The following is a 26,620-nucleotide window of genomic DNA, read 5'->3' as shown; positions in this document are numbered from 1 at the left end:
GCACACAATACGATTCCCGGCGCTCAGCGAGGCTTGCTGAGACGGCCGAGGCACACCCGATAACTGGCGACCAGCCTGCCATCGGGCTGGCGAAACGCCTCATACGCCTGCGCCAGCTGCTGCAATCTGGCGCGACCGCTCAGACCGGCCGGGGCGGCACTCCCCTGATTGTCATTGACCTGATTGGCCCCAATCCCCTTGAGATCACGCAACAACTGCGGCAATTCAAGATAGGCGAGATCCCAGGTGATACAACGCAGCTCGGGAGCAGATACCCCGGCGCTAGCCAGCGCCTGCTCCAATTGTGGCAGGCTGAGGAAGCGATTGACATGGGCGCGACCATCCAGCTGCTGCCAGGCGGCTCGCAACTGCCAGAGCGACTCATCGAGCAGGGTCGAGAAAAAGATCTGGCCGCCCGGTTTGACCACCCGCAGCAGCTCGCCGAAAGCCTGGGCCGGACGCTCGCACCACTGCAGCGCCAGACTGGAGAAGACCCAGTCGAACGCGTCATTCGCAAAGGGGAGCTGCTCCGCATCGCCGCAGAGCAGGCGGGCACCACTGCCGCGCAAGGCGGCTTGCGCTAGCATGCCGGGGGCGAGATCCAGCCCCACCAGCTGGTGACAACGATTCGCCAGTTGGGGCAAGAAAAAACCGGTGCCGCAGCCCAGATCCAGCCCGCTCACTGTCAACTCGCTGCCAACCGGCCTGCTCGGCATCAATTCGAGCAGCGCCTGACCCACCTCCTGCTGAAAGCGGGCGTGGGCATCGTAATGACAGGCGGCGGCGCCGAAGCGGCGGGCGAGCTGTGCCTTGTCCACCGACTGGAAGCGCTCATCCATGGTGAGATCCCTCCGAAGTGGCACTGCCCGAACATGGGCCGAGGGCATCGAGCAGACGATCCACATCCTGCTCGCGATGAGCCGCGCTTAAGGTAATGCGCAGCCGCGCCGTACCGACCGGCACCGTGGGCGGGCGGATTGCGCTCACCCAGACGCCGCGATCCCGCAGCCGCTCGGCCAGTTGCAGGGCAGCACTGCTCTCCCCCACCAGCAGCGGCTGGATGGGGGTATCGCTCGCACCAAGCTGCCAACCCAGCCCCTCTGCTCCTTGCCGGAAGCGAGCGATCAGCTGACCAAGATGGGCGCGGGCCTCATCGGCGGCGCGCACCAGTTCGATACTCTTGCTGACGGCGCAAGCCTGCGCGGCGGGCATATGGGTGCTGTAGACATAGTGACGGGCGAAGTTGACCAGATAATCCACCAGCTCGCGGCTGCCGCCAACAAAGGCCCCGGCGACGCCGAGCGCCTTGCCAAAAGTGCCCATCTGGATATGCACGTTGGCCGGTTCCACCCCTTGCGCCGCCAGCGTGCCGCGCCCCTCTGGGCCCAGCACACCGAGGCCGTGGGCATCGTCGATCATCAGCCAGTTGCCGCTCTGGGCGGCGAGTGTTGCGAGCTCGCGCCAGCGGCCCTGATCCCCGTCCATGCTGAACACCCCCTCAGAGACAATCAGCCCGCGATTTGGCTCAAGCTGACGCGCGAGCGCCGCCATATCGTTGTGGCCAAAGCGCTTCATCTTGCAGGGCAGCTGGCTGCCCATCTCCTGCAAGGAGGCGTGGTTGAGTTTGTCCTGCCACAACAGATGCTCCTTGCCGAGCAGGGCTTTGAGCACCGCCTGATTGGCAGAAAAACCGCAATTGAACAGCAGCACTGCCTCCACCCCGAGCCACTCGGCCAGCGTCTCTTCCAACTGCTGGTGAGCGCGGCTGTAACCGGTGACCAGCGGCGAGGCGCCGGAGCCCGCGCCATAGCGGTCAATCCCCGCTTTGAAGGCGGCCTTGATGGCGATGTGATCCGCAAGCCCCAGATAGTCGTTGGCGGAAAAATTGAGGTAGTCGCGCCCGGCGACCTGCAACCGTCCTGCCACGCTACCTTGAGTGGCCGTGCGGCGACGCAGCAAATCGGCCTGCTTGCGCCCGACCAGCGCAGCGCCCAATGCAAAGGGGCCCGTTACTGCATGGCCATTCATGACCGCGCGGCCCCGGTGCGAGGGTGAGGGCGGGTGGCGTCATAAAAGAGATCGCTTGGTTCGCTCTGGCGGCTCACCTCGGCCAGCAGATCTTCTTCTTGGACCTGATCCGGCTTCTGGGCGCGCTGGGCGGGGCGAATGCCGAGTCGCTTGAACAGCTGCATATCGCTGTTCTCGTCCGGATTGGGGGTAGTCAGCAATTTGCAGCCGTAGAAGATGGAGTTGGCCCCCGCCATAAAGCACATCGCCTGCATCTGCTCGTTCATCTTCTCCCGCCCGGCGGAGAGGCGCACATGGGAGGCGGGCATCATGATCCGCGCTACTGCGATAGTGCGGATAAATTCGAACGGATCGAGGTTCTCTTCGTTCTCCAGCGGCGTCCCCTTCACCTTGACCAGCATGTTGATGGGCACGCTCTCCGGGTGACGGGGCAGGTTGGCCAGCGCCATCAGCAGGCCCGCACGGTCTTTGGCCTGCTCACCCATGCCGACGATGCCGCCGGAGCAGACCTTCATGCCCGCGCCGCGCACATGCTCCAGGGTATCGAGCCGATCCTGATAGGTGCGGGTGGAGATGATCTCGCCATAAAACTCCGGCGAGGTATCGAGGTTGTGGTTGTAGTAATCGAGCCCCGCAGCGCCAAGACGGGCAGCCTGATCGGCGGTGAGCATCCCTAGCGTCATGCAAGTCTCCATCCCCAGCCCGCGCACCTCCTCAATCATCCGGATGACGTAGGGCATGTCCTTCTCTTTGGGATTGCGCCAGGCTGCACCCATGCAGAAACGGGATGAGCCGTTGGCCTTGGCCTCGCGGGCCCGCTCCAGCACCTTCTCCACCTCCATCAGCCGCTCGGCTTCGAGCCCGGTGTGATAGCGAGCACTCTGGGGGCAGTATTTGCAATCTTCCGGGCAGGCGCCGGTCTTGATGGAGAGCAGGGTGCTCACCTGCACCTCGTTGGGGTCGAAATGGGCGCGGTGGACGGTCTGGGCCTGAAACAGCAGATCGTTGAATGGCAAGGCAAACAGGGCCTGAACCTCAGCGAGGGTCCAGTCATGACGAAGGGCGTGACCGCCCGCGGTGAGAGCATTCATACATGGCTTCCGGTTGTTATTAGTGGGATCCTGCGCCCGCATCACGCGATGGCCGGCCACAAAACCCGCCGCCGGGCCCGCACGCTCATGGTGATGCGCCGCGCCAAGTGGCTGAAATTGTTGGCTAGTGTAAAGAGCACGCGTAGACTGTCAACACCGACCAGATCAAATCAATTGACAACAGAACAACAAATGACCAATCAAGAATTCGACCTGCACCACATCTGGCACCCCTATACCTCCCTCACTCACCCCCTGCCCTGCTATGAAGTGGCCAGCGCTAAAGGGGTAACCATCACCCTCAGCGACGGCCGCGAACTGGTGGATGGCATGAGCTCCTGGTGGGCTTGCGTGCACGGCTATCAGGTGCCGGAACTGGACGCTGCCGCCACCGCCCAGCTCGGCAAGATGTCCCACGTGATGTTTGGCGGCCTGACCCACGCTCCGGCTGTCGAGCTGTGCCGCAAACTGGTGGAGATCACCCCGGCAGGTCTGGATCGGGTGTTTCTGGCCGATTCCGGCTCGGTAGCAGTAGAAGTGGCGCTCAAGATGGCCCAGCAGTACTGGCACAGCAAGGGCACCCCAAAAGCCAAATTTGTCACCCTGCGCGGCGGTTATCACGGCGACACCTTCGGCGCCATGAGCGTCTGTGACCCCGATGGCGGCATGCATGAGCTCTACAAGGGATTCCTGCCCGAACATTACTTTGTCGAAGCCCCCAGCTGCCGCTTCCACGCAGAGTGGGACGAGCAGTGCGTGGTGGAGCTGGCCACGCTGGTGGCCGATCATCACCAAGAGATTGCCGCCCTCATCCTCGAACCCATAGTGCAGGGGGCGGGCGGTATGCGCTTCTATCACCCCCGCTACCTGCAGTGGGTACGCGCCCTGTGCGATGAGTTCGGCGTATTGCTGATTGCCGATGAGATTGCTACAGGCTTTGGCCGTACCGGCCAGCTGTTTGCCTGCGACTGGGCGGGGATCAGCCCCGACATCATGTGTCTCGGCAAAGCGCTCACCGGCGGCTATCTCACCCTCTCGGCAACCCTGACTACCGAGCATGTCGCCCGCACCATCTGTGACGGCAAGGCGGAGGTCTTTATGCACGGTCCTACTTTTATGGGCAATCCGCTCGCCTGCGCGGTAGCCAACGCCTCCATCGATCTGCTGCTCGCCTCGCCGTGGCAGGAAAGGGTGCGCGCTATCGAACATCAGTTGCGTACCGAGCTGGTGGAACTGACCCTCAACCCAGCTGTGGCAGACGTGCGGGTGCTTGGCGCCATCGGGGTGGTGGAGATGAAAGAGCAGGTGGATGTGGCCCGCATCCAGCGCAAATTTGTCGAGCTTGGCGCCTGGATCCGGCCGTTTGGCAAGCTGGTCTATCTGATGCCCCCCTTCGTCATCACCCCGGAGGAGCTGCGGGTATTGACCGGCGCAATCAGTCAGGCCATCGCCGAGGGCGAGTTTTAAGGCAAGCGGCGGGCGGCCATCACAGCCGCCCGTTTGACTACCCGCATTTGATATATAAAGAGGGCAACTTTATCTACTTCAGTGCGGTTTCACTTGCCGTAATGTGAGCAAAACACCAGACCTGAGGCACCAAGAGGGGTAAACTGCTGCGGTTTTACCATCAAGAAAGATTGCTCATGCGCCTCTCCATTGCTGCCAAAATCAACTTTTTCCTGCTCTTCATCTTCTCCATGGTACTGGTCTTCTCCGCAGCCTATCAGGCGGTGCGCGAGCGTGATCTCATCCTGACCCTCATGAAGGAGCAGAGTCGCGAGCAGACCGATGCCTATTTCGATGGCCTCAATATGCTGATGCTGACCAGCAAGATGGAAGCCCGAGATACCCTGCGCGCCAAGTTTCTCGACCACGCCCATGTGGAGGATGCCCGCATCGTGCGCGGTGATGCGGTCAACAAGCAGTACGGGCCAGCACGGGCGACCGAACAAGCTAAAGATGAATATGATCGACTGGCGTTAGCGGGAACAGGCAGTATGGCGGTGGTGTATGACGATATGCATAGCCGACTGGTCGTGACCCGACCGCTGCTGGCCAAAAAAGATCTTCGTGGCACCGACTGCACCAGCTGCCATCTGGTGCCGGAAAACACAGTGCTCGGTGCGGTGCGCTTTGACTACTCCCTCGATTCGCTGTTTACCCGGGTTGAGCAGAACATCCTCACCTCGGCACTCATTCTCACCGCCATCTTCGGGCTGGGACTGCTGCTGACCCTCTGGGTCATCCGCACCTGGATAGTTCGCCCGCTCAATCACCTGACCCGTTCCATCGAGGAGGCAACCGATCTGCACGACTTTGACCACCGGCTGGAAGGAGATGACGATGATGAGATAGGACGAGTAGCACTCGCCTACAACCAGATGCTCGACAGCGTGGCGCGTCAGCTGGGCAAGCCCCCAAGGCCTGCTGACAAGCACCCAAAAGAGCCTCTGAGTAAGTAATCGATCAGGGGACGTAGTAAAAAAGCAGGCTGGCAATCAGGATCAGCAACAGGATGGCCAGATTGACGTGCATCGAATCCTCTTTGCGCCGGCTGCGTTGCCGCTCCAGCAGCAACACCGTCAGCGTCAGCCCGCAGCTCCCCCAAAGCCAATAGAGTAACCAGGGGGTCAACGCAGGATCCCAATAATCGCGTACCGCGATCCCGCCATAGACCAGAAAACCGTAGGCAATTTCGGGACGGGCATAGTGGTAAAGGGAGAGCAACACAATAAAGCCGCCCCAGCAGAGCACCACCAGCCACTGCAATGCCTTCGTCAGCCAATCAGGTCCATGCCGCCTATCTTTCACACACTGCTCCTTTGCCATGACACCCGGGTTGCGCCAACCATGCTGAAAACCCCACCAGAGTCCGACATTTTTGCTTGTTTATCAAACCCGCGCGGGTAAGATTGACGGCTTAGTCTGCCATGATGGGCCAATGAATGCCCGGCCAGACCCCTAGTGTTGCAAATAGCGCTGCAAGAACAAGCTGGAGACAATATTTCGATGACGCACGCATCCGTAGTAGATGTGCTGACCGGTAAATATGCGGTTGGCACCACCCAAACTGTAAAAGGGTGGATCCGGACTCGCCGTGATTCCAAGGCGGGGATCTCATTTTTGGCCGTATCCGATGGCTCCTGTTTCCATCCGGTACAGGCGGTTGTTCCAAATACCTTGGCCAATTACGAGAATGAAGTGCTGCGTCTGACCACTGCCTGCTCCGTGGAAGTGACCGGCGTGGTTGCCGCCTCTCAGGGCAGCGGCCAGGCTTTTGAACTGCAAGCCACCGACGTGAAGGTTGTCGGCTGGGTCGAAGATCCGGACACCTACCCGATGGCTGCCAAGCGTCACAGCATCGAGTACCTGCGTGAACAGGCTCACCTGCGCCCGCGCACCAACATCGTTGGCGCCGTGACCCGGGTACGCAACAGTCTGGCCCAAGCCATCCACCGCTTCTTCCATGAAGAGGGCTATCTGTGGATTGCGGCCCCGCTCATCACCTCCTCTGACACCGAAGGTGCTGGCGAGATGTTCCGCGTCTCCACCCTGGACATGGAAAACCTGCCACGCACCGACGCTGGCAAGGTCGATTACGACAAGGACTTCTTCGGCAAGGAGACCTTCCTGACCGTATCTGGCCAGCTCAACGTCGAAACCTATGCCTGTGCCCTCTCCAAGGTCTATACCTTCGGGCCCACCTTCCGCGCCGAAAACTCCAACACCAGCCGCCACCTGGCCGAGTTCTGGATGGTAGAGCCGGAAATTGCCTTCGCCAACCTGGACGACAACGCTGCCCTGGCCGAAGCCATGCTCAAATACGTCTTCAACGCCGTACTGGCTGAGCGTCGCGACGATCTGGAGTTCTTCGCCCAGCACGTGGACAAGGATGCCATCGGTCGTCTGGAGCGTTTCGTCTCCTCCGACTTCGCCCAAATCGACTACACCGATGCCATCGAAGTGCTGAAGAACTGTGGCAAGAAGTTCGAGTTCCCGGTCTCCTGGGGTATCGATCTCTCCTCCGAGCACGAACGCTATCTGGCCGAGGAGCACTTCAAGTCTCCGGTGGTGGTGAAAAACTACCCGAAAGATATCAAGGCCTTCTACATGCGCCTCAACGACGACGGCAAAACCGTTGCCGCCATGGACGTACTGGCACCGGGGATCGGCGAGATCATCGGTGGTGCCCAGCGTGAGGAGCGCCTTGAGGTGCTGGATGCCCGCATGGCCGAGATGGGCCTGAACAAGGAAGATTACTGGTGGTACCGCGACCTGCGTCGCTTCGGTACCGTACCCCACGCCGGTTTCGGTCTGGGCTTCGAGCGTCTGGTGGTCTATGTGACCGGCATGGGCAACGTCCGCGACGTGATCCCGTTCCCGCGCACGCCGCGTACCGCCGAGTTCTGATCAGCGGCATCTTGCCACTGCATCATCAAAGCCGACCTTGGGGTCGGCTTTTTTATTGTCACCGTTATGGGTGATACTCAGTATCAATCGGCACAAGGAACTGGTCGCCTATGGGATATCGCCTGCTGCTCTCGCTACTGCTGTTCTGCATGCCTGTTCAACTGTGGGCCGCGCCCGCTCGTCTGACCACCCTGGAGTGGCCCCCCTTCACCAGCCAGAGCCTACCCGATGGCGGTCTTACCGGTCATATCGTCAAGCGCGCCTTTGCCGAGGCTGGGCTGGAGGTGGAGTTCGATTTCTACCCCTGGCAGCGGGCGGTGCGGCTGGCCGCCGATCCGGCCCAGCCCTACAGCGGCTATTTCCCCGAGTACCTCTCAGACACCCTGCCCACCCTGTGGCGCAGCTCCCCCAGCGTGGGCAACAGCGTATTGGGCATGGCGCAGCGAGTTGGCCCCCCCATTCCATGGCAACGGCTTGCAGATCTCGCCCCCTACCGGATCGGCGTGGTAGAGGGGTATGTCAACACCCGGGAATTTGATGCCCTGATGACCAGCAAACGCCTCAACACCTTCGCCGTCGATGCGGATCTGCTCAACCTGCGTAAATTGCAACGCGACCGGCTCGATCTGGCGGTGATCGACCGGGATGTTTTCTACTGGCTGATCCATCACGACCGCAAGCTACAAACGGCCGGATTGCAGTTTCACCCGCAGATCCTCGAGCACAAGAGCCTGCACATTATGTTTCGCCCCGATCAACAGGCGCTGCAGCAGCGGCTGGCGCAGGCCATTGCCAGACTCGATATTACCAAGCTGAGTGAGGATTATCAGCGTCGCTATCTGCAGCAAGCACCTGCGGCCAAGTGAGCCAACCCGCCGAAGTCCCCGTTTGCAGGCAGAGATGGCCTGAGCACCGGCTTTTTGACCCTCTTCTGTCGCTATTTATCACTTTTTCTGCCCCTCCCCTGCAGCCTTGCTCTCTCTCCTTGCCGCCACCATGACGACCTGAAGGCTTGGCTCCGTGTGATACCACACGGCAATTAAATTGATTTTTTTGTTAACAAGAGGTTTTTAAGTGGTTTAATCAAAAATTCATCGAGTTATTGAAGTAACTCAATTTTTTCACTTATGCAGGGGAGCAGAATAGCAACTAACCCTTTTGGGCTAAATAAAACAAACAATGACAATTCATGGTTCAGGCTACCCGCGGCAATATGGGTTGAATCACACGAGGTAATGGAATGATCTTGATGGAATTTTTGGTGGTACTCGGCTGCTTGCTGCTGGGTACCCGCTTTGGTGGCATGGGACTGGGTCTCATCAGTGGTATCGGTCTCTTCCTGCTGACCTTCGTCTTCGGCCTGGTGCCGGGCGAACCGCCAGTGCAGGTGATGCTGACCATTCTGGCGGTGATCGGCTGTGCCGCCACCCTGCAGACTGCCGGTGGCCTCAACCTGATGATGCAGGTGGCCGAGCGTCTGCTGCGCCGTCACCCGCAATACATCACCATTCTGGCACCGCTGACGACCTGGACCCTCACCTTCCTGTGCGGTACCGGCCACGTGGTTTACACCATGTTCCCCATCATCGCTGACATAGCGCTGCAGAAGAACATCCGTCCCGAGCGTCCAATGGCCGTGGCATCCGTTGCCTCCCAGATGGCAATCTGCGCCTCCCCGGTCTCCGTTGCCGTGGTCTCCATGGTCTCCATTCTGGCGGCCGGTCATGGCATCGGTCAGGCGTACGGCCTGCTCGACATCCTGATGATCGCCATCCCCTCCTCCCTGACCGGTGTGATCATGGCTGCCCTGTGGAGCCTGCGTCGCGGTAAGGATCTGGATCAGGACGAAGAGTTCCAGGCCAAGATCAAAGACCCGGAGCAGCGCACCTTCATCTATGGCGGTGGTGAAACCCTGCTCAACACCAAGTTCCCGAAAGAGGCCTACTGGTCTACCTGGATCTTCTTCGCCGCCATCGCTGCCGTGGTCTTGCTCGGTGCCAACGAAGGTCTGCGTCCGGTGTTCACCATCAAGGACAAGACTGGCCCGCTCTCCATGAACCTGGTGATCCAGATGATGATGCTGATCGCCGGTGCCATCATCCTGATGCGCTGCAAGGTCAAGCCGGGTGAGATCTCCAATGGCCCCGTGTTCAAGGCCGGTATGGTCGCCATCTTCTCGGTGTTCGGGGTTGCATGGATGAGTGAGACCTTCTTCCAGGCTCACATGCCGCTGCTCAAAGAGACCCTGGCTCACGTGGTACAGGCCCAGCCATGGACCTACGCGCTGGTGCTGTTCCTGATCTCCAAGCTGGTGAACAGCCAGGCCGCCGCCCTGACCGCCATCGCCCCCATGGGTCTGGCGCTGGGCGTAGAGCCGAAACTGCTGATCGCCTTCCTGCCGGCGAGCTACGGCTACTTCGTGCTGCCGACCTACCCGAGCGATCTGGCCTGTATCGGTTTCGACCGCTCCGGCACCACCCGCATCGGCAAGTTCATCATCAACCACAGCTTCATCATTCCGGGGCTGATCGGGGTAAGCAGCTCCTGCGCCCTGGGTTATCTGCTGACCACCATTTTGCTGTAATCGCAGTCGCGTTTATCGCGCCATTGCCAGACAGGCCCCCACTTCGGGGGCCTGCTCTTTTTCCCCGACTTTTCCCCCGACGCCCCCTGCAGCGTTAGCCCAGCCTCGGCAACAGGGCAACATCCCCCCCTTTTTCGCCAGCAACATACTACCCATCCACCCCCTCATTTTGCTCTGGCGTAGCGCCTGCAGGGGTCACGGCGCTGAGCCACCTAGCCCGCTCGTTCAGGGACGCGCGAAAAATCGAGATAAAAAAACAGGAGGCAGCAGCCTCCCGTTTGGGTTTGAGCGGACCAATTTTGAGCGGGCCAATAACGACCCGAACAAGGGGTAAACCGGCTTATTTCGCCAGCTTGTCCAGCACCCGCTGCAACAGCCGGATGCGCGGCTCGATGCTGTCGAGCAGCAGGAACTCCGCCTCCGAGTGGAAGCCACCGCCCATGGGGCCGAAGCCATCCAGCGACGGCACACCCGCAGCGGCGGTGAAGTTGGCATCCGAGCCGCCACCGGCCTCCAGCCAGTTGAAGGGGATCCCCTCCTCTTTGGCTGCTACTTCCACCAGCGCCATCAGCGCTTCGGTGTCGCCACTCGGGCGCATCGCCGGCTTGAAGGTCTGGCGATCCACCTCGACCCGGCAACCGGCGAGGAAGGGGTTGTTGGCCATAAAGGAGAGCCGGTCGTGTACTGCGCGGGCCTCTTCGTTGCTCCAGAAACGCAAATCCACGATCGCCTCGGCAAAGTCCGGCACCACGTTAACGCCGGTGCCGCCCTGTACCACCCCCACGTTCATGGTGGTGCCCGTGGTCATGTTGACCTGCTCGTTGATGGCCAGCACCCAGTGCGCCAGCTCGGTGATGGCGGAGACCCCTTCGGTCAGGGCCGAACCGGCGTGGGAAGCCTTGCCGTGGAAGGTGATGCGGTACTTGGCATTGCCCTTGCGGGCGCTGATGAGATCCCCATTGGGGCGCGCAGCTTCGGCCACCAGCACGCAGCCACTCTGCTTGGCTCGCTCGACCAGCCAATCTTTCGACCAAGGGGAGCCCACCTCCTCGTCGCAGTTGTAGCAGACCAGCACCTTGAGCTTGGCCAGCTGCGCCGGATCCATCTCTTTCAGGGCGTACCAGATAGAGAGCAGACCGCTCTTCATGTCCGACACGCCGGGGCCAAAGGCTTGATTGCCCTCGATTTTCAGCGGGCGCTTGGCCGCCGTCCCCTCGGGGAAAACGGTGTCCATGTGGCCGCACAGCATCACGTCGTAGTGATCGGCCCCCGGCGCATTGGTGATCTCGAGGCAGGGGCCGCACTCAGGAGCGAACTGGTGGCGGGTCACCTGCCAGCCGATGGCCTCATATTTCTCGGTCATGATGTCGGCAACTTTCGCCACCCCGGCCGGGGTACGGGTGCCGCAATCGAGATTGATGAGCGGGGCCAGATCGGCCAGATAGCTATCGAGGGAAAACGGGCTCTTTACAACTGTCATTATCTTCTCCATGCAACAATCAGCGTTGATGGCCGATCGTTTATTGCAACAATGCGACACTGTGAGAAAAAGGTGGGCAGCCATGCCGCCCGCCCGACCGGTAAATTCCAAACACCACTACATGAACAGCAGATAGTTAAGCGTCAACGCCGTCACCAGCGCCCCCGCCATGGGCACGCTGGTGCGCTTGACCACGGTAAAGGGCGACACCTTGGCAATCCCCGCACAGGCGATCAGCACCGCCGCGATGGGGGAGATGGTGCGACCAATACTGGAGGCCAGCTGCATCGGCAGCAGCATGGTCACCGCTGGCACGCCAAACTTGGCCGCCACTGCCGGTGCCAGGGTCGAGAAGCTGAGGAACGCCGCATTACCGGAGCCCATGATGACCGCCGCCACCATGATCAGCGCCACCATCACTAGCGTCATCAGGCCGCTGCCGATACCGGCATTGCTGGCAGAGTGCAGCAGGGTATCGATGGCGCCGATGGCCTTGAGGGATTCGGCAAACAGCTCGGCACAGACGATCAGCGCCACTACCGGGCCAAACACCTTGCCCATGCCATCGAGGAAGCTCGACAACCCGGCCATGGCGGTACGCAGCGAGCGGCTACGCAGCAGCTCGCACAACATGCCGATAAAGACCGACAGCAGCATGGCCACCTCCACGCTCATCTTGATGTCGCTTACCAGCAGCTTGGAGAAAGTCATCATCAGCACAAAGGGGATGATCGGCAGCAGGCCATACCAGGTCGGCGCCTGCACAGCATCAGTACCCTGCTCGTCCAGCTCGGCGTGATCGCCGCGATGCAGCGCCGGATCCCAGCCATCCTTGCGATCGCAATGACGCTGCCAGAAGAAGTGCAGCACCATGGTCACCAGCAGCATGGGGGCTACCAGCCAGATCTGGTAGTCGACGAAGTAGCTGGTCGGATCCATGCCGGATTGACCGGCGGAGAAGATGGCGTTGGTCTGGGTCGGACCAATCTCGAACGCCTGGGAGGTGGCGATGACGCCACAGGCGGAGGCCGGGCTGATGCCAAGATTGCGCATCACCGGGTACATGGTGACCATCAACAACAGGCCAAGGCCGGTGGCGGAGGTGACGAACAGGGAGACGAATACCGCCACCAGATAGCAGATGGAGAGCATCAGGTAGCTGGACTGGATGCCAGCCACCGGTTTGACCGCCACCCGCACCAGCGCCTGGGAGGCACCAATATGGGACATGTAGGTGGCGAAGCCCGCCACCGCCATGATGGTAAGGCCCAGCCCCGCCGCGCGGTAGGAGAAGATCCCCTTGAACACTTCGAACAGGTCGAACAGGGCGAAGCCGGTGCTCTTGTCAGCGGGGAGAATGGGGTGCAGCCCCAGCCAGTAGGCCACCGCAAAAATGGCCATGCCCGCCAGCGCCAGCACCGCCTGCGGGTTGTAATCCTTGATAATGCCGTAGACCACGGCGACCAGAACGAGCAAGACGAATAAAAGTTCCAATATTCACTCCTGATAAATTTATCGAAGAGCGGAATCTAGTGTTCTGACCAGAGATTGCCTTTGATCCCTATCAATAAAGGTGCCTTCACTGGGCACCATCAGCATAATATGTCGGTGATGTAACAAATTTTCGTTGTTTAAACTGCCGGAAAACCTTTATCAGCCGCTATCCGGGGATTGTGTGACACGACTCCCCTCTTTTTTGCGTTGGATCAACATATGACAACGCCGAAGTGGCGAAGATGCGCTTCGACATTTAGCGACCATTTCGCGCCGGAGAGAGTTATGACAAACCAAGCCACCGCAGGTGTCTCGACCTGCGACTACAAGCTGTGGGACATCCTCGTCGAGTCTGCAAAGGAACGCACTACCATTCGTTACTCCAAACTGGCCAAGCTGGCCGGGCTGGAGCAGTGCCAGGATGAACTGCGCACCCTGCTGCAACGCATCCGCATGTACTGCACTGAAAACAACCTGCCGATCCTCTCCGCCATCGTGGTGGACGACGTGGGCAAATATACTGGCCTCTCTTCCAGCCTGCCTGATGCCCCCTGGGAACGGGCCCGGGTCTTTGACCATGAGTGGACCACCCTGCACTGATTGAAGTGATTGAAGTGCTTGAAGATGCCGACCAAAACGCGCCCGCTGGCGCGTTTTGGCTATCTGGCGTTTGTACCTTCTATTTCTCCCGCAATAACCGCCCCCATCGGGCACTCCCGCTGCAGTGCTTCTGACCTTGAGCTCAAAAACGCCGTTCAGGTGCGACCCGTCCCGGTAAAACCCGCGAGCCGGACCATCGGCGTTGCCATGGGATTGCCACAATGCCAGAATCGGGCCCTTGCACTCTGTTGATTCGGATTTTCGGGCGCAGCCACGGCCAGCGCCCACAAGAGAAGGACTCCCCATGGCCATCACCCTCTATGGCATCAAGAACTGCGACACCATCAAGAAAGCCCGCAAGTGGCTGGATGAGGCCGGTATCGACTACCGCTTTCACGACCACCGCGCCGACGGCCTGAACCCGGACGATCTGGACAGCTGGCTGGCAAAACTCGGCTGGGAAGCCCTGCTCAACAGCCGCGGCACCACCTTCCGCGCCCTGCCGGATGAGGCCAAACAGGGGCTCGACACCGCCAAGGCACGTGCCCTGCTGCTGGAGCATCCGGCCATGATCAAGCGCCCGCTGCTGGATCGTGACGGCGAGCTGACCCTGGGCTTCAAGGCTGATCACTACCAATCTCTCTTCTCCCGTTAAGGACAACTAAGGACAACTGATGTCGGATGTCATCGCACTGGCCAAGGATCTGATCCGCCGCCCCTCCGTTACCCCCCTCGATGAAGGGTGCCAGACCCTGATGGCGGAGCGCCTCGCCAGGATCGGGTTCGTTATCGAGCCCATGGTGTTTGAGGACACCACCAACCTCTGGGCCCGCCGTGGCAGCGAGGGGCCACTGTTCTGCTTCGCCGGTCACACCGACGTGGTGCCCGCCGGGCCGCTGGACAAATGGCACACCCCGCCGTTCGAGCCGACCATCAAGGATGGTGTGCTCTATGGCCGAGGTGCCGCCGACATGAAGGGCTCGCTGGCTTCCATGGTGGTGGCGGTCGAGCGCTTCGTGGCCGAGCATCCGGATCACACCGGGTCCATCGCCTTTCTCATCACCTCCGATGAAGAGGGGCCCTTTATCAATGGCACCACCCGGGTGATCGACACTCTGGAGGCCCGCAACGAGAAGATCCGCTGGTGCATCGTCGGCGAGCCCTCTTCCACTGCCGTGGTCGGGGATGTGGTGAAAAACGGCCGACGCGGCTCCATCACCGGCGATCTGCTGGTGCGCGGAGTGCAGGGTCACGTCGCCTATCCCCATCTGGCGGACAACCCCATTCACAAAGCTGCGCCGGCGCTGGCGGAACTCACCGCCACCGTGTGGGATGAGGGCAACGCCTACTTCCCGCCCACCAGCTTCCAGATCGCCAATATCTCGGCCGGTACCGGCGCCTCCAACGTCATTCCGGGCGAGCTGCAGGTGCAGTTCAACTTCCGCTTCAGCACCCAACTGACCGACCTGGATATCCGCCAGCAGGTCGAAGCGCTGCTGGATAAACACGATCTCGATTACCAGCTGGACTGGACCCTCTCCGGCCAGCCGTTCCTGACCGATACCGGTGCGCTGCTCGACGCGGCCGTAGCGGCCATCGAGGCGGTGAACGGTCAGCGACCGGCCCTGCTCACCACCGGAGGTACCTCCGACGGGCGCTTTATCGCCCCCACCGGCGCAGAAGTGATTGAGCTCGGGCCCGTCAACGCCACCATTCACAAGGTGAATGAGTGCGTGAAGGCGGACGATCTGGATCTGCTGGCGGACATGTACCAAGGGGTGCTCGAGAGATTACTGGCATGACGCAGGAACAACTGATGGGGCTCGACGAGAGCCACCTTATTGTGGTGGGGCGCGGCCCCCATCGTCTGACCGCCGCCACCGCGGCGGCATTCAACGACATGCAGGTAGCGGCCGCCTATGAGGGGTTCAACTTGCAGGCGGCCTCCAGCTGGCGCAGCTTCGATCGCCAGCTCGCCATCTGGAATGGCAAGTGGCGCGGCGAACGGCCGCTGCTCGATGCCAACAGCCAACCCATCGATGCTCTGCAGCTGAGCGATGAGGAGCGGCTGCATGCCATCCTGCGCTGGAGTGCCCTACCCGGTACCAGCCGCCACCACTGGGGGACCGATCTCGACATCTATGATCCGGACTGCTTGCCTGCCGACACCAAGCTGGCGCTGGAGCCGTGGGAATATGAAGAGGGCGGCTGGTTTGCTGACTTGAGCGAGTGGCTCAGCGATCATATGAGCGACTTCGGCTTCTTCCTCCCGTATGCCAAACCGGTCGGGGCAGAGAGCGGCGTCGCCTACGAGCCCTGGCATATCAGCTTCTCGCTGGAGTCCGATGACCTGCAGCTTGATCCTGCTGCGCTGGCGCTTTGTCTGCAACAGGCGGATATTGAAGGCAAGTCGACCATACTGGCCAACCTGGATGACATTTTGACCCGTTATGTCACCACCTGTCCTGACGAAAGGAAAAAACTATGAGTCTCTGGCTGTGGATAGGGTTGCCGCTGCTGTTCCTGCTCGGGCTGTTTCTCAATGCCATCAAAGACATGAAACGGCTGGAGAAGCAGTTGCCCAACTACAAGGACAAGATCCGCGAAGTGAAGGATGACGAGGACGACTACTGACCCTGCATCACCGGATCCCCATCACCCCGAGGGGGAGCGCTGGCGCTCCCCTGACCCTCTTCAGTGCCACCCCACTAGTACCCCATACGCGCACATCCGCACATCCTGAAATCGACGCTCCTTTGACTCCTTTTCATTCCGCTCATTGCAGTCAGAATATGGCGCATCCATGAGGGGAAAAAATGTAAAAAAATGCAAATTGATGCACAAATAAGCCACACGATAGTGCCTAACTGCATATAATGCGCCTACTTTGCACATTACCAGGAAGGAGTTCGCCCTTGGATGCCGCTACCATCAACAGTTTCTTTTTTGTCGCCGCACTGCTAGTGGGTGCCAGCGTCCTGTTGAGCGCCCTCTCTTCCCGCCTCGGTATTCCCATTCTGGTTATCTTCCTCGCCGTCGGCATGCTGGCCGGTGAGGATGGCCCCGGTGGCATCCACTTCGCTGACTACTCCATCGCCTATCTGGTGGGCAACCTGGCACTTGCCATCATCCTGCTCGACGGCGGCATGCGCACCCGGGTCTCCTCGTTTCGGGTGGCACTCTGGCCTGCACTGTCGCTGGCCACGGTCGGGGTGGCCATCACCACCGGCCTGACCGGTCTGGCCGCCGCCTGGCTGTTTGACCTCAACCTGATGCAGGGAATGCTGATCGGCGCCATCGTCGGCTCCACCGATGCGGCGGCGGTCTTCTCCCTGCTCGGTGGGCGCAGCCTCAACGAACGGGTGAGCGCCACCCTGGAGATCGAATCGGGCAGCAACGATCCCATGGCGGTGTTTCTCACCGTCACCCTGATTGAAGTGCTGGCCACCGCCCAGCAGGGGCTGGATGGTGGCTACCTGTTGCTGCAACTGTTACAGCAGTTTGGCATGGGGGCCGGGATGGGTCTGACCGGTGGCTGGCTGTTGTGGCGACTGATCAACACAGCCAAGCTGGCTGCAGGTCTCTACCCCTTGCTCACCGTCAGCGGTGGCCTGCTGATCTTCGCCCTCACCACGGCAGTGGGGGGCAGCGGCATTCTCGCCATCTACCTCACCGGTCTGCTGCTCGGCAACCTCTCCCTGCGCAGCCGTAGCACCACCTTGTCGGTGCTGGACGGCCTGACCTGGCTCAGCCAGATCGGTATGTTTCTGGTGCTGGGGCTGCTGGCCACCCCGAGTAATCTGCTGCCCATCGCCCTGCCCGCGCTGGCGCTGGCGATGTGGATGATCCTGATAGCCCGCCCAATCTCGGTGTGGATCGGTCTGTTGCCGTTCAAGAACTTTGCCCCCCGCGAGCGCTGGTTTATCTCCTGGGTCGGCTTGCGCGGTGCGGTGCCGATCATTCTGGCGGTGTTCCCCATGATGGCGGGGCTGCCCAACGCCCAGCTCTACTTCAACGTCGCCTTCTTCGTGGTGCTGGTTTCGCTGATTTTGCAGGGCAGTTCGCTGCCGCTGGCATCAAAACTGGCGCGGGTTGAGGTACCGGCACCGCCCTCGCCCATCAATCGTTCGGGGCTCGAGATCGATCTCGACAGTCAGTGGGAGACCTTCGTCTACCAGCTGGGAGCCGATAAGTGGTGCATCGGCTCGCCACTGCGGGATCTGCAGATGCCCACCGGCACCCGGATCTGCGCCCTGTTTCGTGGCCGCGAGCTGCTTCACCCCTCGGGTAGTACCTGTCTGCAGGCCGATGACATCCTCTGCGTGATTGGCCACGAGCGCGATCTCTCCGCCCTCGGCCAGCTGTTCAGTCAGGCGCCGGAGCAGGATCTCGGCCCCCGCTTCTTCGGTGACTTCCTGCTGGAGGCGGCGGCGCGGCTGGTGGATCTCGCCCCCCTCTACGGATTGGATGTGAGCGAGGTGGCGGATCAGACACTGGGCGATTTTATTGCCAGCCAGTTGGGCGATAATCTGGTGGTCGGTGACAACATCGAATGGCAGGGCCTGATCTGGACCGTGGCCGAAATGGACGAGAGCGTGCCGAGCAAGATCGGGGTGCGCTTTCAGGAAGAGGACCCGGTCTGACGGACCGTCCCGTATCAAGTCCCCAGCAAGAAGGGAGAGAGTTATGCCATATCAAAGTTTGCTGTCCGGCCCCCTGCCCCCCGCTGCCAATCTGGGGGTCATTGAAGGCTTTTTTGGCAAGGGATGGAGCTGGCAGGCCCGCGCCCGCTACGCCCAGTGGCTGCCGCGCCACGGTTACGGCTTCTATATCTATGCCCCGAAAGAGGATGGCTATCTGCGCAAGCACTGGGCCCTCCCCTGGCCCGAGCAGCAGCTGGCGGATCTCGCCGAGCTGGCGCGCCAGTGCCGCGCCAACGGGCTCGCCTTCGGGGTGGGCTTAAGCCCCATGGGGGCCCACCACGACTACGATCGCAAGCGCCCGGCGCTGCTCGAAAAAGTGCGCCTGATCGACGAGGCGCTCCAGCCCGATATTCTGGCGGTGCTGTTTGACGACATGAAGGGGGATACCCCAGATCTGGCCCGTCACCAGCTCACCATCGCCCACGACATCGCGGCTCACAGCAAGGCGGCCCGTCTCATCTTCTGCCCCAGCTACTACTCGACCGATCCGGTGCTGGAGAAGGTATTTGGCGCCATGCCCCCCCGCTATCTGGAAGAGCTTGGCGAGCAACTCGACCGCCGCTTCGAGATCTTCTGGACCGGCCCCAGGGTCTGCTCCAGCGAGTATCCGGCCGCGCACCTCAAGCAGGTGACCGAACTGCTCGGCCGCAAGCCCTTCCTGTGGGACAACTACCCGGTCAACGATGGCAGCAAGGCAAGCAGCTACCTGCACCTGCGCGCCTTCGAGAACCGCCCCGCCGAGCTGGCGGAGCTGGTATCCGGCCATGCGGTCAACCCGATGAAGCAGGCGGCGCTGTCGGCCCTGCCGCTCGCCACCCTGCCGATGAGTTACCGACTCGGCAAGCAGTACGATCCCGACAAGGCGCTGCACGCCGCCCTTAACGCTACCTGCGGCCCACAGATCTCGGCGATGATCGAAGCCGACCTGCCGCTGTTTCAGGATCTGGGGCTGGCGCAGCTCACCCCCGAGCAGATTGCCGCCCTCAAGGCCCGCTACCTGCCGTTTCGGGATCAAGCCTGCGTCGACGAAATCGTGCGCTGGCTGGACGGGGAGTATGTGTTCGACCCCGACTGTCTGACCGATTAAACCGCCCCTGCGGGGCAGGCAGAGTCTGTCCCGGCTGGCGTGATTGTCGTGATTGTCGTGATTGTCGTGATGGGCGTGATGCGCGCAGCCAGTCTTGGCAAGGTGTGCGCACAGCTACGGCAATGAAGAGTTAATAACTGAGAATATTGGGCATAATCCGGGGCCAGGATGGCAGTTAAACAGCCCTGACAAGATGGTTTCAAGGAAGCTTGTATGGATACACATCTGCTTTACCAGAATCTGGCGGTGATCGCTGCCTTCTTGCTGATCTACAGCCTGATCGCGGGGCGCTTTGAATCAAAACTGGTCAACGGCCCCCTGCTGTTTCTGCTGACCGGCTGGCTGCTGGGGCCGGGCGGGCTGGAGCTGCTCTCCCTCTCCATCGACAGCGCCGGCATCAAGCTGCTGGCCGAGCTGACTTTGGTTATCGTGCTGTTCAACGATGCCGCCAACACCAACTGGCAAGTATTGCTGGCCAACCGCCAGCTCCCGATCCGGCTGCTGCTGATTGGTCTGCCCCTCACCCTGGCCTGTGGCGCCCTGTTTGGCCACTGGATCTTCCCCGACCTGCCACTGCTGGAGATGGCCATCCTCTCCACCATTCTTGCCCCCACCGATGCGGCGCTGGGCAAGGCGGTGGTGAGCAACCCCGCGGTACCGGCACCGGTGCGCGAAGGGCTCAATCAGGAGAGCGGCCTTAACGACGGCATCTGCGTGCCGGTACTGCTTCTGCTGCTGGCCCTTATCGCCCCCACCGAGCAACACGCAGGCACCGCCACCCTGGCCATCACTCTGATGCTCGAAGAGATCGGCATTGGCCTCTTGGTCGCCTTTGTGCTGACCAGCCTCACCATCCGGCTGTTGAAAATCTCTTATCTCAACGGCTGGCAACTGCCGCTCTGGCGTCAGCTCACCATGCCGGGGCTGGCCCTGCTCTGCTTTGCGCTGGCCCAGACTCTCGGTGGCAGCGGCTTTATCGCCGCCTTTGTCGGCGGCCTCTTTATCGGCCACCGCCTCGGCGAGCACAAGCATGCCTACATGGACAGCTGCGAAGGCTACGGCGACCTGCTCTCCGTGGTGATCTGGATGGTGTTTGGCGCCACCCTGATGCCCATGCTGCCGGAGCTTCTGCAGTGGCAATACTGGCTCTATGCCATTGCCAGCCTCACCCTGCTGCGGATGGTGCCGGTCTGGCTGAGCCTCATCGGCACCGGCCTCAAGCCAGAGCTCAAGCTCTTTATCGGCTGGTTCGGGCCGCGGGGCCTTGCCAGCATCGTCTTTGCGGTGATGGTGCTGCAAAACCAGCCGGCGCTGATTGGCCAGCGCCCTATCATCGCCACCGTGCTCTGCACCATCATATTGAGCGTCATCCTGCACGGCCTCACCGCCAACCCCTGGGTCGAGCGCTTCAAACCTCGCTGAGCCAGGCCGCGCCCATAAAAAATGCCACCGACCGGTGGCATTTTTCTTTCGTGGCGCGGGTCACTGACGGCTCTTAACCGAGCGCCAGCCAGACCCCCACTCCCAGCATCAGGGTGCCGGCGATGCGGTTCATCAAGGTAACGTTACCGCTCTTGGCAAGGAAGTGGCGCAGGGTGCGGCCACCGCTGGCGTAGAGCAGCAGACAGGAGAACTCGATGACCAGAATCAGCGCCACCAGCGCGGTGATCTGCGGCGCCATCGGCTTGTCGGCAGAGATAAAGGGGGGCAGCAAGGAGATCATGAAGGCCCACCCCTTGGGGTTGGCGATGGCGGTGACAAACCCCTGCACCGCCAGCCCCATGGGGCTGGTCTGCTGACCGGCCGAGAGATCCGCCGGAATGGCCATCTTCCCTTTGGCCTGCCACATCTGAATACCGAGCCACACCAGATAGGCGCCCCCCACATATTTGAAGGCAGCGAAGATCCCCGGATAGTTGAGCATGATAGCAGCCACCCCGATCACCGACAGCACCGAGACCAGCCCGACTCCGATCAGCTCCCCCCACATCATGTGCAGGGTACGGCGCACCCCCAGGCTCATCCCCAGGGTCATCGACAGGGTCATGCACATGCCGGGGGTCACCGAGACAAAGAAAAAGGTCGGGATAAACAGAGCCAGAATGGCCGGATCGATCCAGCTGGACACAACACACCTCCATGGGACGAGAGCGGGGAATAACGAAAATGGGACAGGAACACATCAACCAGACCAGTTGTACCACATACTGACCAGATAAGGCGATCAATCATGCCTAAACGGCTCCACTCGCACAAGAAAAAACCTTTTCCTACGTATATTTCAGCAATAACAACTGGTGACGATGCCAGCCGAGCAGTGCCTGTCCCAAGTTTGGTTGTGTGGTACACGGTTGGCGAGCAAGTCCAGCGTCAGAGCGGCCTGGCCACTGTCGTTCCCTCCCACCAGGTCATGGTGATAGAAAACAAGCTGCCATCCCTGCGCTTCCAGCTCACATCGACCATCAGAAGATCCCTCCCACCGCGCAAAATAACAGAGCAGACAATGCCGCTCTGATTGATGGGCCAATGGCTTTGTCTCTGTTTTAAACGCCATTTTTTGGCCAATGGCTCCATAGGGGGCTGGGCTGCTCCACCAAATATCGGTATGGTAGAGGCACGTTACTCCCCCTCACGTGAGCACACCATGAGCCTGAGATTCAAGAAACCCGCCTTTATCGCTTTGGGGCTCATCGCCCTCGTTTCCGCCACCTGGCTCGACTTCTACCTGCCGGAGCACACCATCGCCACCATCACCGGTGTCGAGGTGAAACGAACCGACAAGGATGGCCCCATCAGCCAGAAGAACCCGGCTGATGGCCCCACCTCCGACGTCTACTACATCTATACCGAGCGCCCCGGCGAGAAGATCCGGGTATTCCGCAATGAAGATACCGAGTGGGGCTGGCCCTTCTACTTCAAGTTCAACGCCGCCGATGTGCAGGCCAAAGCCAAGTCGATGGAGTTCGAGAAGCGTCTGGCCATCATCACCTCCTACGGCTGGCGCGTGAACATGTTCTCCCTGTTCCCCAACGTTACCAAGATCGAAAGCACCGAGCCTGATGCCTCCACCTGGAGCTTCTTCCGCTGGTTCTGGTTCGGCCTCTGGGCACTGGTGATGGGCAAAGCGGCCATTGCGACCTGGCGCTACTTCGATCGTCTTGAGGACGAGATATGAGTGAGCCGAGTAAAACCCGCACCAGTTTCTACCGGCGGCTCTACGTGGCCTGGCTGATCAGCCAGGGCACGGATACGGTGCCCGCCATCATGGAGGTGACCGGCATGCCGCGCCGCACCGCGCAAGATACCCTGAGCGCGCTGGCCGAGCTCGATATCAACTGCGCCTTCGAGCAGACCGAAGGGGCTCGCCACCTGCAAGGGCACTACCGCATCAGCGACTGGGGCCCCATCAACCCTGCATGGATCAAGGCCCAGTTGCCTTTTATCAAAGAGACGCTGAGCTATCCCTAAGCCGGGCGCTGCTCTGCAATAACACTCTGCTCTAAATAAATAGAGGGGCCAGCCGACAAGGCTGGCCCCTCTATTTTCCGGCCGCGTGTTTCAGACCGCGAGTTTCAGGCTGACAGGGTAACCGGGGATAGGGTGATGGCAGCCCTACTCCGGCATGGCCGAATCCTGCAGCTCCTCGTCGGACTCCCCCTTGGTGCAATCGATGATGGAGCGCTTGGGGTTGTTGGGGTCACGCAGCAGCAGGGGCGCGATCCCCTCGTCATGCTTCTGCTCGTCACTAAACTCGCTGCCGTAGGCGTTGTGGGTCAACCGGCGGGCGTTGGCGATGGGAGTATCGACAAACAGGGCATGCACTTCAAAGCTTGCGGCAGGCACGATAAAGCCGACCACCGGCAGGCCGTGCAGCTCCTCGTGCACCTTGTACCAGGCAAAGCCGTCGCTCACCTTGTAGGGGGTGTAGTTGGCCAGCTGTAGATTGGCGGCCCTGCCCGTCTCATCCACATAGAGATCGGTAAATTCACAGGTCGCCAGCCCCTGCCACATCCGCTCGAATGGCGTCGCACAGCCTGTCAGTTGCAACCCGGCCAGCAGCACCAAGCCTCTCTTCCACATTCCCCGCCCCTTCTTGCAAAAATGAACCGGCGCTCAGTCAAACGCCCGCAGCCGCGTCACCAGCAGATCGATAAAGCCCGGACGATCCAGCCCCAGCAGCACCAACGCATTGGCTGGCTTGCCGGTCAGACCATAACGATCCACCACCGTCATCCCCACTGTATGCTCCCCCCGAGTCTCGATATCGACCCGGCACTCGACCCCGTGGAACAGTTCGGGAGCCAGCAACCAGGCAATGGTACAGGGGTCGTGGAGCGGTGCACCAGCAAATCCCCACTTGGGATCCCGGTGGTAGATCATGAAAAAGTCGAGCAGCTCGGCGACGCACTGGGCCACCGGATTGGTGATGGCGCGCACCCGCTCGATATCCTCATCCATCACCTGCGCCTCATGGGTCACATCGAGGCCACACATGGTGATGGGAATACCTGAATTGAACACCATATCGGCCGCCTCCGGGTCGACATAAATATTGAATTCCGCCGCAGGGGTCCAGTTGCCCGCCCCTGCGGCGCCCCCCATCAATACGATGCGGGCAATCCTGGGCTTGAGCTCCGGGTGGGCCGCCAGCAGCAGGGCGATATTGGTCAGCGGCCCGGTCGGTACCAGGGTCACGGGCTGCGGGCTCTCGCGCAAGCACTTGGCCATCAATTCAATCCCCGTCATGGCCTGCGGCGCAAAGGCGGGATCCGGCAGCTTGGGACCATCGAGCCCCGACTCGCCGTGGACGTTGTCGGCGATAATCAGCTCGCGGGCCAGTGGCTTCGGCGCCCCCGCCGCCACCGGAATGTCGTCTCGCCCCAGCAGGGTGAGGATGCGCAGGGCATTGTTGAGGGTCTTGTCCGGCGTCTGGTTGCCCGCACTGGTGGTGACCGCCAGCACGTTCAGTTCGGGGCTGGCCAGCGCCAGAATGAGGGCGATGGCGTCGTCGTGGCCGGGATCACAATCGAGAATAACGGGCAGTGCCATGGAAAGGGTCCTTACAACATAACAGGGAGCCATACCTTAACAAGCAAGCTTCGGATGAACTCGGGAAGGGGTCACAAAACGGGGCCTTGTGGGTGACCAGAAGGGTTTGCACTTCACGCCGTCGCGCGATCAGAGCGGCTCATTATCAAGAGGTTGCATGGCGCAATCCCGTTCATTTCCCGAGACAGCGCACCGCCCATTCGCCCGGCCGCGCCGGTTCGGGTATGATCGCCCCCCGTTTCCAGCCCGTGCGCCCTATGTCTGTTATCGTCGACACCTTTATCGCCCCGCCCTGCAGTGCCGCCATCGAGACGTTGTTTGAAGATGAGCACCTGCTGCTGATCAACAAGCCAAGCGGCCTGCTGAGCCTGTCGGGCAAGAACCCGCAGAACCTCGACTCGGTTCACTATCGACTGGTGCAGGATCACTCCGGCTGCACCCTGGTGCATCGCCTCGACTTCGGCACCTCAGGCATCATGGTGGTGGCCAAAAACAAGACCATCAACGCCCAGCTCTGCCAGCAATTCAGCCAGCGGGCGGTAAGCAAGGCCTACAGCGCCCTGCTCTGCGGCCATCTGGCTGGCGATGAAGGGGTGATCGACGCCCCTATCGCCAAGGATCCGGCGATCTTTCCGCTGATGAAGATCTGCGCCGCCAGCGGTAAACCCTCCCGCTCCCGCTATCAGGTGATTGAGTTGCTGGATCAGCTAATGCAAGGCCAGGTTGTGCCACTGACCCGGGTGCGGCTGGTGCCTGAGACCGGCCGCACTCATCAACTGCGGATCCACAGCCAGTTACTGGGCCACCCCATCCTCGGCTGCGATCTCTATGGCGGCCTGCAGCTGCCTGGCTGCGAACAGGCACCGCGGCTGATGCTGCACGCCAGCGAGCTGGATTTTACTCATCCGGTGAGCGGCGAGCCGATGCAGATCCGCTGTGCAGCCCCTTTTTAGAGGCAATGAGTAGAGGCCGTCAGTAGATGGCAATCAGCGCGAGTGCGGCGGGATCAGTGAAAGGGGTGACGGGAGAAGAACAGGGGCAAACGGCGGATAAAGATAGGGGCCGCGCTTTCGCAACGGCCCCCACCCCCCACTCGGTGCTCTTGTAACAAGAGCTCTGCTATCAGATCAGCTTGCGGGCAGCACCCAATACGATCTTGATGGCATCAGATTCGGTTTTCGCCATGGTCTCGGCGTTCGGGATTTCCTGCTGGGTACGGTTGACGATAACGCCAGCCACCATACCGGCACGCAGGCCCTGGCTGGTGCACATGGTCAGCAGGGTTGCGGATTCCATCTCATAGTTCAGCACGCCCATGGCTTGCCACTCTTTCATGGAACCCTGGAAACGGCTCACTACGCGGCCAGATACGGTGTCGTAACGCTCCTGACCCGGGTAGAAGGTATCGGAAGAGGCAGTCACACCGATGTGCAGCTTGGAACCCATCTCTTTGGCGGTGTTGACCAGCGCTGTGGTGCAGTCGAAGTCGGCAACAGCCGGGAACTCCATCGGTGCAAAGTGCAGGCTGGCACCGTCAAGGCGCACAGAACCGGTAGTCACAATCACGTCGCCCACGTTCAGGTGCGGCTGGATGGCACCGGTGGTGCCGATACGCAGGAAGGTGTTGATACCCAGCTGGGCCAGCTCTTCTACCGCGATGGAGGTGGACGGGCCACCGATACCGGTAGAGCAGATGATCACGGCCTTGCCGTCCATCTCGCCGCGCCAGGAAGTGAATTCACGATGGCTGGCCAGGTGCACCGGGTTATCCAGCATCTCTGCGATGCGCTTGACGCGCTCGGGGTCACCGGGGACGATCGCCAGGGTGGCGCCTTGCAGATCCGCTTTCTTCAAACCCAAGTGAAATACATCAGACATATTGGACTCCTGGTTGCCCCCTGCCAGCATGGTCAGGGCGCAAGTTAAGATGATTCTTTATGATACTTTCAAGCCTTTACCCCCCTCTTTGGGGAGGCGCCAACTATGGTCGAAAGCGCTTTCCAATTCCTTGAAGCGCCTCACACTTCCACGCATTGACAGTTACAAACTCCGCGCAAAACGTTTGCTAACCCAATGAAATAATTGACAAACGTT

At 60.8% G+C, this 26,620-nt stretch carries 26 protein-coding genes; 16 read left to right on the top strand and 10 right to left on the bottom strand.

What is annotated here, in order from left to right:
• Nucleotides 1-23 precede the first annotated feature (23 nt).
• From bioC to bioB, 3 genes are read right to left on the bottom strand one after another with little or no spacing between them, the layout of a single operon-like run.
• Nucleotides 24-839: a malonyl-ACP O-methyltransferase BioC gene (bioC, locus tag BN1135_RS02920; RefSeq protein ID WP_042018728.1), complete on the bottom strand. Its 816-nt coding sequence runs from the start codon at nt 837-839 to the stop codon at nt 24-26.
• Nucleotides 832-2,028: an 8-amino-7-oxononanoate synthase gene (gene bioF, locus BN1135_RS02915; protein ID WP_042018727.1), complete on the bottom strand. Its 1,197-nt coding sequence runs from the start codon at nt 2,026-2,028 to the stop codon at nt 832-834. Before bioF ends, bioC begins: the two co-directional genes overlap by 8 nt.
• A complete protein-coding gene (gene bioB / locus BN1135_RS02910; protein ID WP_042018726.1) occupies nt 2,025-3,119 on the bottom strand; it encodes a biotin synthase BioB in 1,095 nt (364 codons plus the stop codon). The genes bioF and bioB overlap by 4 nt, the downstream gene beginning before the upstream one ends.
• 192 nt (nt 3,120-3,311) lie before the next feature.
• On the opposite strand from bioB, the gene bioA reads away from it, so the two are divergent.
• Nucleotides 3,312-4,586 carry an adenosylmethionine--8-amino-7-oxononanoate transaminase gene (gene bioA / locus BN1135_RS02905; protein ID WP_042018723.1) on the top strand — a complete coding sequence of 425 codons (1,275 nt, stop codon included), beginning with the start codon at nt 3,312-3,314 and terminating at the stop codon, nt 4,584-4,586.
• A gap of 176 nt (nt 4,587-4,762) precedes the next feature.
• Entirely contained in the window at nt 4,763-5,581 is an 819-nt protein-coding gene (locus BN1135_RS02900) for a HAMP domain-containing protein (RefSeq protein WP_042018721.1), read from the top strand.
• 4 nt (nt 5,582-5,585) lie between these two features.
• Here BN1135_RS02900 and BN1135_RS02895 read toward each other — a convergent pair whose 3' ends face one another.
• Nucleotides 5,586-5,930, bottom strand: coding sequence for a hypothetical protein (locus BN1135_RS02895; RefSeq protein WP_223290088.1), 345 nt, complete (start codon nt 5,928-5,930; stop codon nt 5,586-5,588).
• A gap of 198 nt (nt 5,931-6,128) precedes the next feature.
• Between BN1135_RS02895 and asnS the strand changes: the two genes are divergently transcribed.
• The 3 genes from asnS (at nt 6,129) to BN1135_RS02880 (ending at nt 10,113) form a co-directional block, all read left to right on the top strand.
• Nucleotides 6,129-7,529 (top strand): asparagine--tRNA ligase, encoded by a 1,401-nt coding sequence (gene asnS, locus BN1135_RS02890; protein WP_042018719.1) that lies wholly within the window; start codon nt 6,129-6,131, stop codon nt 7,527-7,529.
• 110 nt (nt 7,530-7,639) lie between these two features.
• The gene (locus BN1135_RS02885; protein WP_052443809.1) at nt 7,640-8,395 is read left to right on the top strand and encodes a substrate-binding periplasmic protein; all 756 of its coding nucleotides are present in this window, start codon (nt 7,640-7,642) and stop codon (nt 8,393-8,395) included.
• Between the two features lie 374 nt (nt 8,396-8,769).
• Nucleotides 8,770-10,113 (top strand): anaerobic C4-dicarboxylate transporter, encoded by a 1,344-nt coding sequence (locus BN1135_RS02880; RefSeq protein WP_042018718.1) that lies wholly within the window; start codon nt 8,770-8,772, stop codon nt 10,111-10,113.
• A 340-nt stretch (nt 10,114-10,453) separates the two neighbouring features.
• Here BN1135_RS02880 and BN1135_RS02875 read toward each other — a convergent pair whose 3' ends face one another.
• Nucleotides 10,454-11,593 (bottom strand): M20 family metallopeptidase, encoded by a 1,140-nt coding sequence (locus BN1135_RS02875; protein ID WP_042018716.1) that lies wholly within the window; start codon nt 11,591-11,593, stop codon nt 10,454-10,456.
• A gap of 117 nt (nt 11,594-11,710) precedes the next feature.
• Complete coding sequence (gene dcuC, locus BN1135_RS02870; protein ID WP_042018714.1) at nt 11,711-13,087, bottom strand: C4-dicarboxylate transporter DcuC; 1,377 nt, start codon at nt 13,085-13,087, stop codon at nt 11,711-11,713.
• Nucleotides 13,088-13,372: 285 nt separating this feature from the next.
• Here dcuC and BN1135_RS02865 point away from each other — a divergent pair, with 285 nt between their 5' ends.
• The 8 genes from BN1135_RS02865 (at nt 13,373) to BN1135_RS02835 (ending at nt 20,899) form a co-directional block, all read left to right on the top strand.
• Nucleotides 13,373-13,687, top strand: coding sequence for a hypothetical protein (locus BN1135_RS02865; protein WP_042018712.1), 315 nt, complete (start codon nt 13,373-13,375; stop codon nt 13,685-13,687).
• Between the two features lie 304 nt (nt 13,688-13,991).
• Nucleotides 13,992-14,342, top strand: a complete 351-nt coding sequence (locus tag BN1135_RS02860) for an ArsC family reductase (protein ID WP_005337930.1) — start codon at nt 13,992-13,994, stop codon at nt 14,340-14,342.
• Between the two features lie 19 nt (nt 14,343-14,361).
• The gene (gene dapE / locus BN1135_RS02855; protein ID WP_042018709.1) at nt 14,362-15,489 is read left to right on the top strand and encodes a succinyl-diaminopimelate desuccinylase; all 1,128 of its coding nucleotides are present in this window, start codon (nt 14,362-14,364) and stop codon (nt 15,487-15,489) included.
• Nucleotides 15,486-16,175 carry a M15 family metallopeptidase gene (locus BN1135_RS02850; RefSeq protein WP_042018708.1) on the top strand — a complete coding sequence of 230 codons (690 nt, stop codon included), beginning with the start codon at nt 15,486-15,488 and terminating at the stop codon, nt 16,173-16,175. Before dapE ends, BN1135_RS02850 begins: the two co-directional genes overlap by 4 nt.
• Complete coding sequence (locus tag BN1135_RS21950) at nt 16,172-16,321, top strand: hypothetical protein (RefSeq protein ID WP_098969840.1); 150 nt, start codon at nt 16,172-16,174, stop codon at nt 16,319-16,321. Before BN1135_RS02850 ends, BN1135_RS21950 begins: the two co-directional genes overlap by 4 nt.
• A gap of 281 nt (nt 16,322-16,602) precedes the next feature.
• The gene (locus tag BN1135_RS02845) at nt 16,603-18,330 is read left to right on the top strand and encodes a potassium/proton antiporter (RefSeq protein WP_042018705.1); all 1,728 of its coding nucleotides are present in this window, start codon (nt 16,603-16,605) and stop codon (nt 18,328-18,330) included.
• 43 nt (nt 18,331-18,373) lie between these two features.
• Nucleotides 18,374-19,477, top strand: a complete 1,104-nt coding sequence (locus BN1135_RS02840; protein WP_042018703.1) for a beta-N-acetylglucosaminidase domain-containing protein — start codon at nt 18,374-18,376, stop codon at nt 19,475-19,477.
• 213 nt (nt 19,478-19,690) lie between these two features.
• Nucleotides 19,691-20,899, top strand: coding sequence for a cation:proton antiporter (locus tag BN1135_RS02835; RefSeq protein ID WP_042018702.1), 1,209 nt, complete (start codon nt 19,691-19,693; stop codon nt 20,897-20,899).
• A gap of 73 nt (nt 20,900-20,972) precedes the next feature.
• Here the strand turns inward: BN1135_RS02835 and BN1135_RS02830 are convergent, their stop codons facing one another.
• Nucleotides 20,973-21,605, bottom strand: coding sequence for a LysE family translocator (locus tag BN1135_RS02830; protein ID WP_042018701.1), 633 nt, complete (start codon nt 21,603-21,605; stop codon nt 20,973-20,975).
• Nucleotides 21,606-22,121: 516 nt separating this feature from the next.
• On the opposite strand from BN1135_RS02830, the gene BN1135_RS02825 reads away from it, so the two are divergent.
• Both BN1135_RS02825 and BN1135_RS02820 read left to right on the top strand, forming a co-directional pair.
• On the top strand, nt 22,122-22,652 hold the full coding sequence (locus BN1135_RS02825) for a DUF1523 family protein (RefSeq protein WP_042018699.1): 531 nt from the start codon (nt 22,122-22,124) through the stop codon (nt 22,650-22,652).
• Entirely contained in the window at nt 22,649-22,945 is a 297-nt protein-coding gene (locus BN1135_RS02820; RefSeq protein WP_042018697.1) for a winged helix-turn-helix domain-containing protein, read from the top strand. Before BN1135_RS02825 ends, BN1135_RS02820 begins: the two co-directional genes overlap by 4 nt.
• Before the next feature lie 144 nt (nt 22,946-23,089).
• On the opposite strand, the gene BN1135_RS02815 is transcribed toward BN1135_RS02820, so the two are convergent.
• Together BN1135_RS02815 and rihA are read right to left on the bottom strand one after the other, a co-directional pair.
• Nucleotides 23,090-23,557 carry a hypothetical protein gene (locus BN1135_RS02815; RefSeq protein WP_042018696.1) on the bottom strand — a complete coding sequence of 156 codons (468 nt, stop codon included), beginning with the start codon at nt 23,555-23,557 and terminating at the stop codon, nt 23,090-23,092.
• 33 nt (nt 23,558-23,590) lie between these two features.
• The gene (rihA, locus tag BN1135_RS02810; RefSeq protein WP_042018695.1) at nt 23,591-24,526 is read right to left on the bottom strand and encodes a pyrimidine-specific ribonucleoside hydrolase RihA; all 936 of its coding nucleotides are present in this window, start codon (nt 24,524-24,526) and stop codon (nt 23,591-23,593) included.
• 224 nt (nt 24,527-24,750) lie between these two features.
• Here rihA and BN1135_RS02805 point away from each other — a divergent pair, with 224 nt between their 5' ends.
• A complete protein-coding gene (locus BN1135_RS02805; protein WP_042018693.1) occupies nt 24,751-25,479 on the top strand; it encodes an RluA family pseudouridine synthase in 729 nt (242 codons plus the stop codon).
• Between the two features lie 169 nt (nt 25,480-25,648).
• Here BN1135_RS02805 and udp read toward each other — a convergent pair whose 3' ends face one another.
• Nucleotides 25,649-26,404, bottom strand: a complete 756-nt coding sequence (gene udp / locus BN1135_RS02800) for a uridine phosphorylase (protein WP_042018691.1) — start codon at nt 26,402-26,404, stop codon at nt 25,649-25,651.
• Nucleotides 26,405-26,620: the final 216 nt, after the last annotated feature.

This window comes from Aeromonas sobria (assembly GCF_000820145.1).
Taxonomy (GTDB): Bacteria; Pseudomonadota; Gammaproteobacteria; order Enterobacterales; family Aeromonadaceae; genus Aeromonas; species Aeromonas sobria.
Note: the sequence above shows the minus strand (reverse complement) of the source record. Positions and strands in the feature narration are given on the sequence as shown.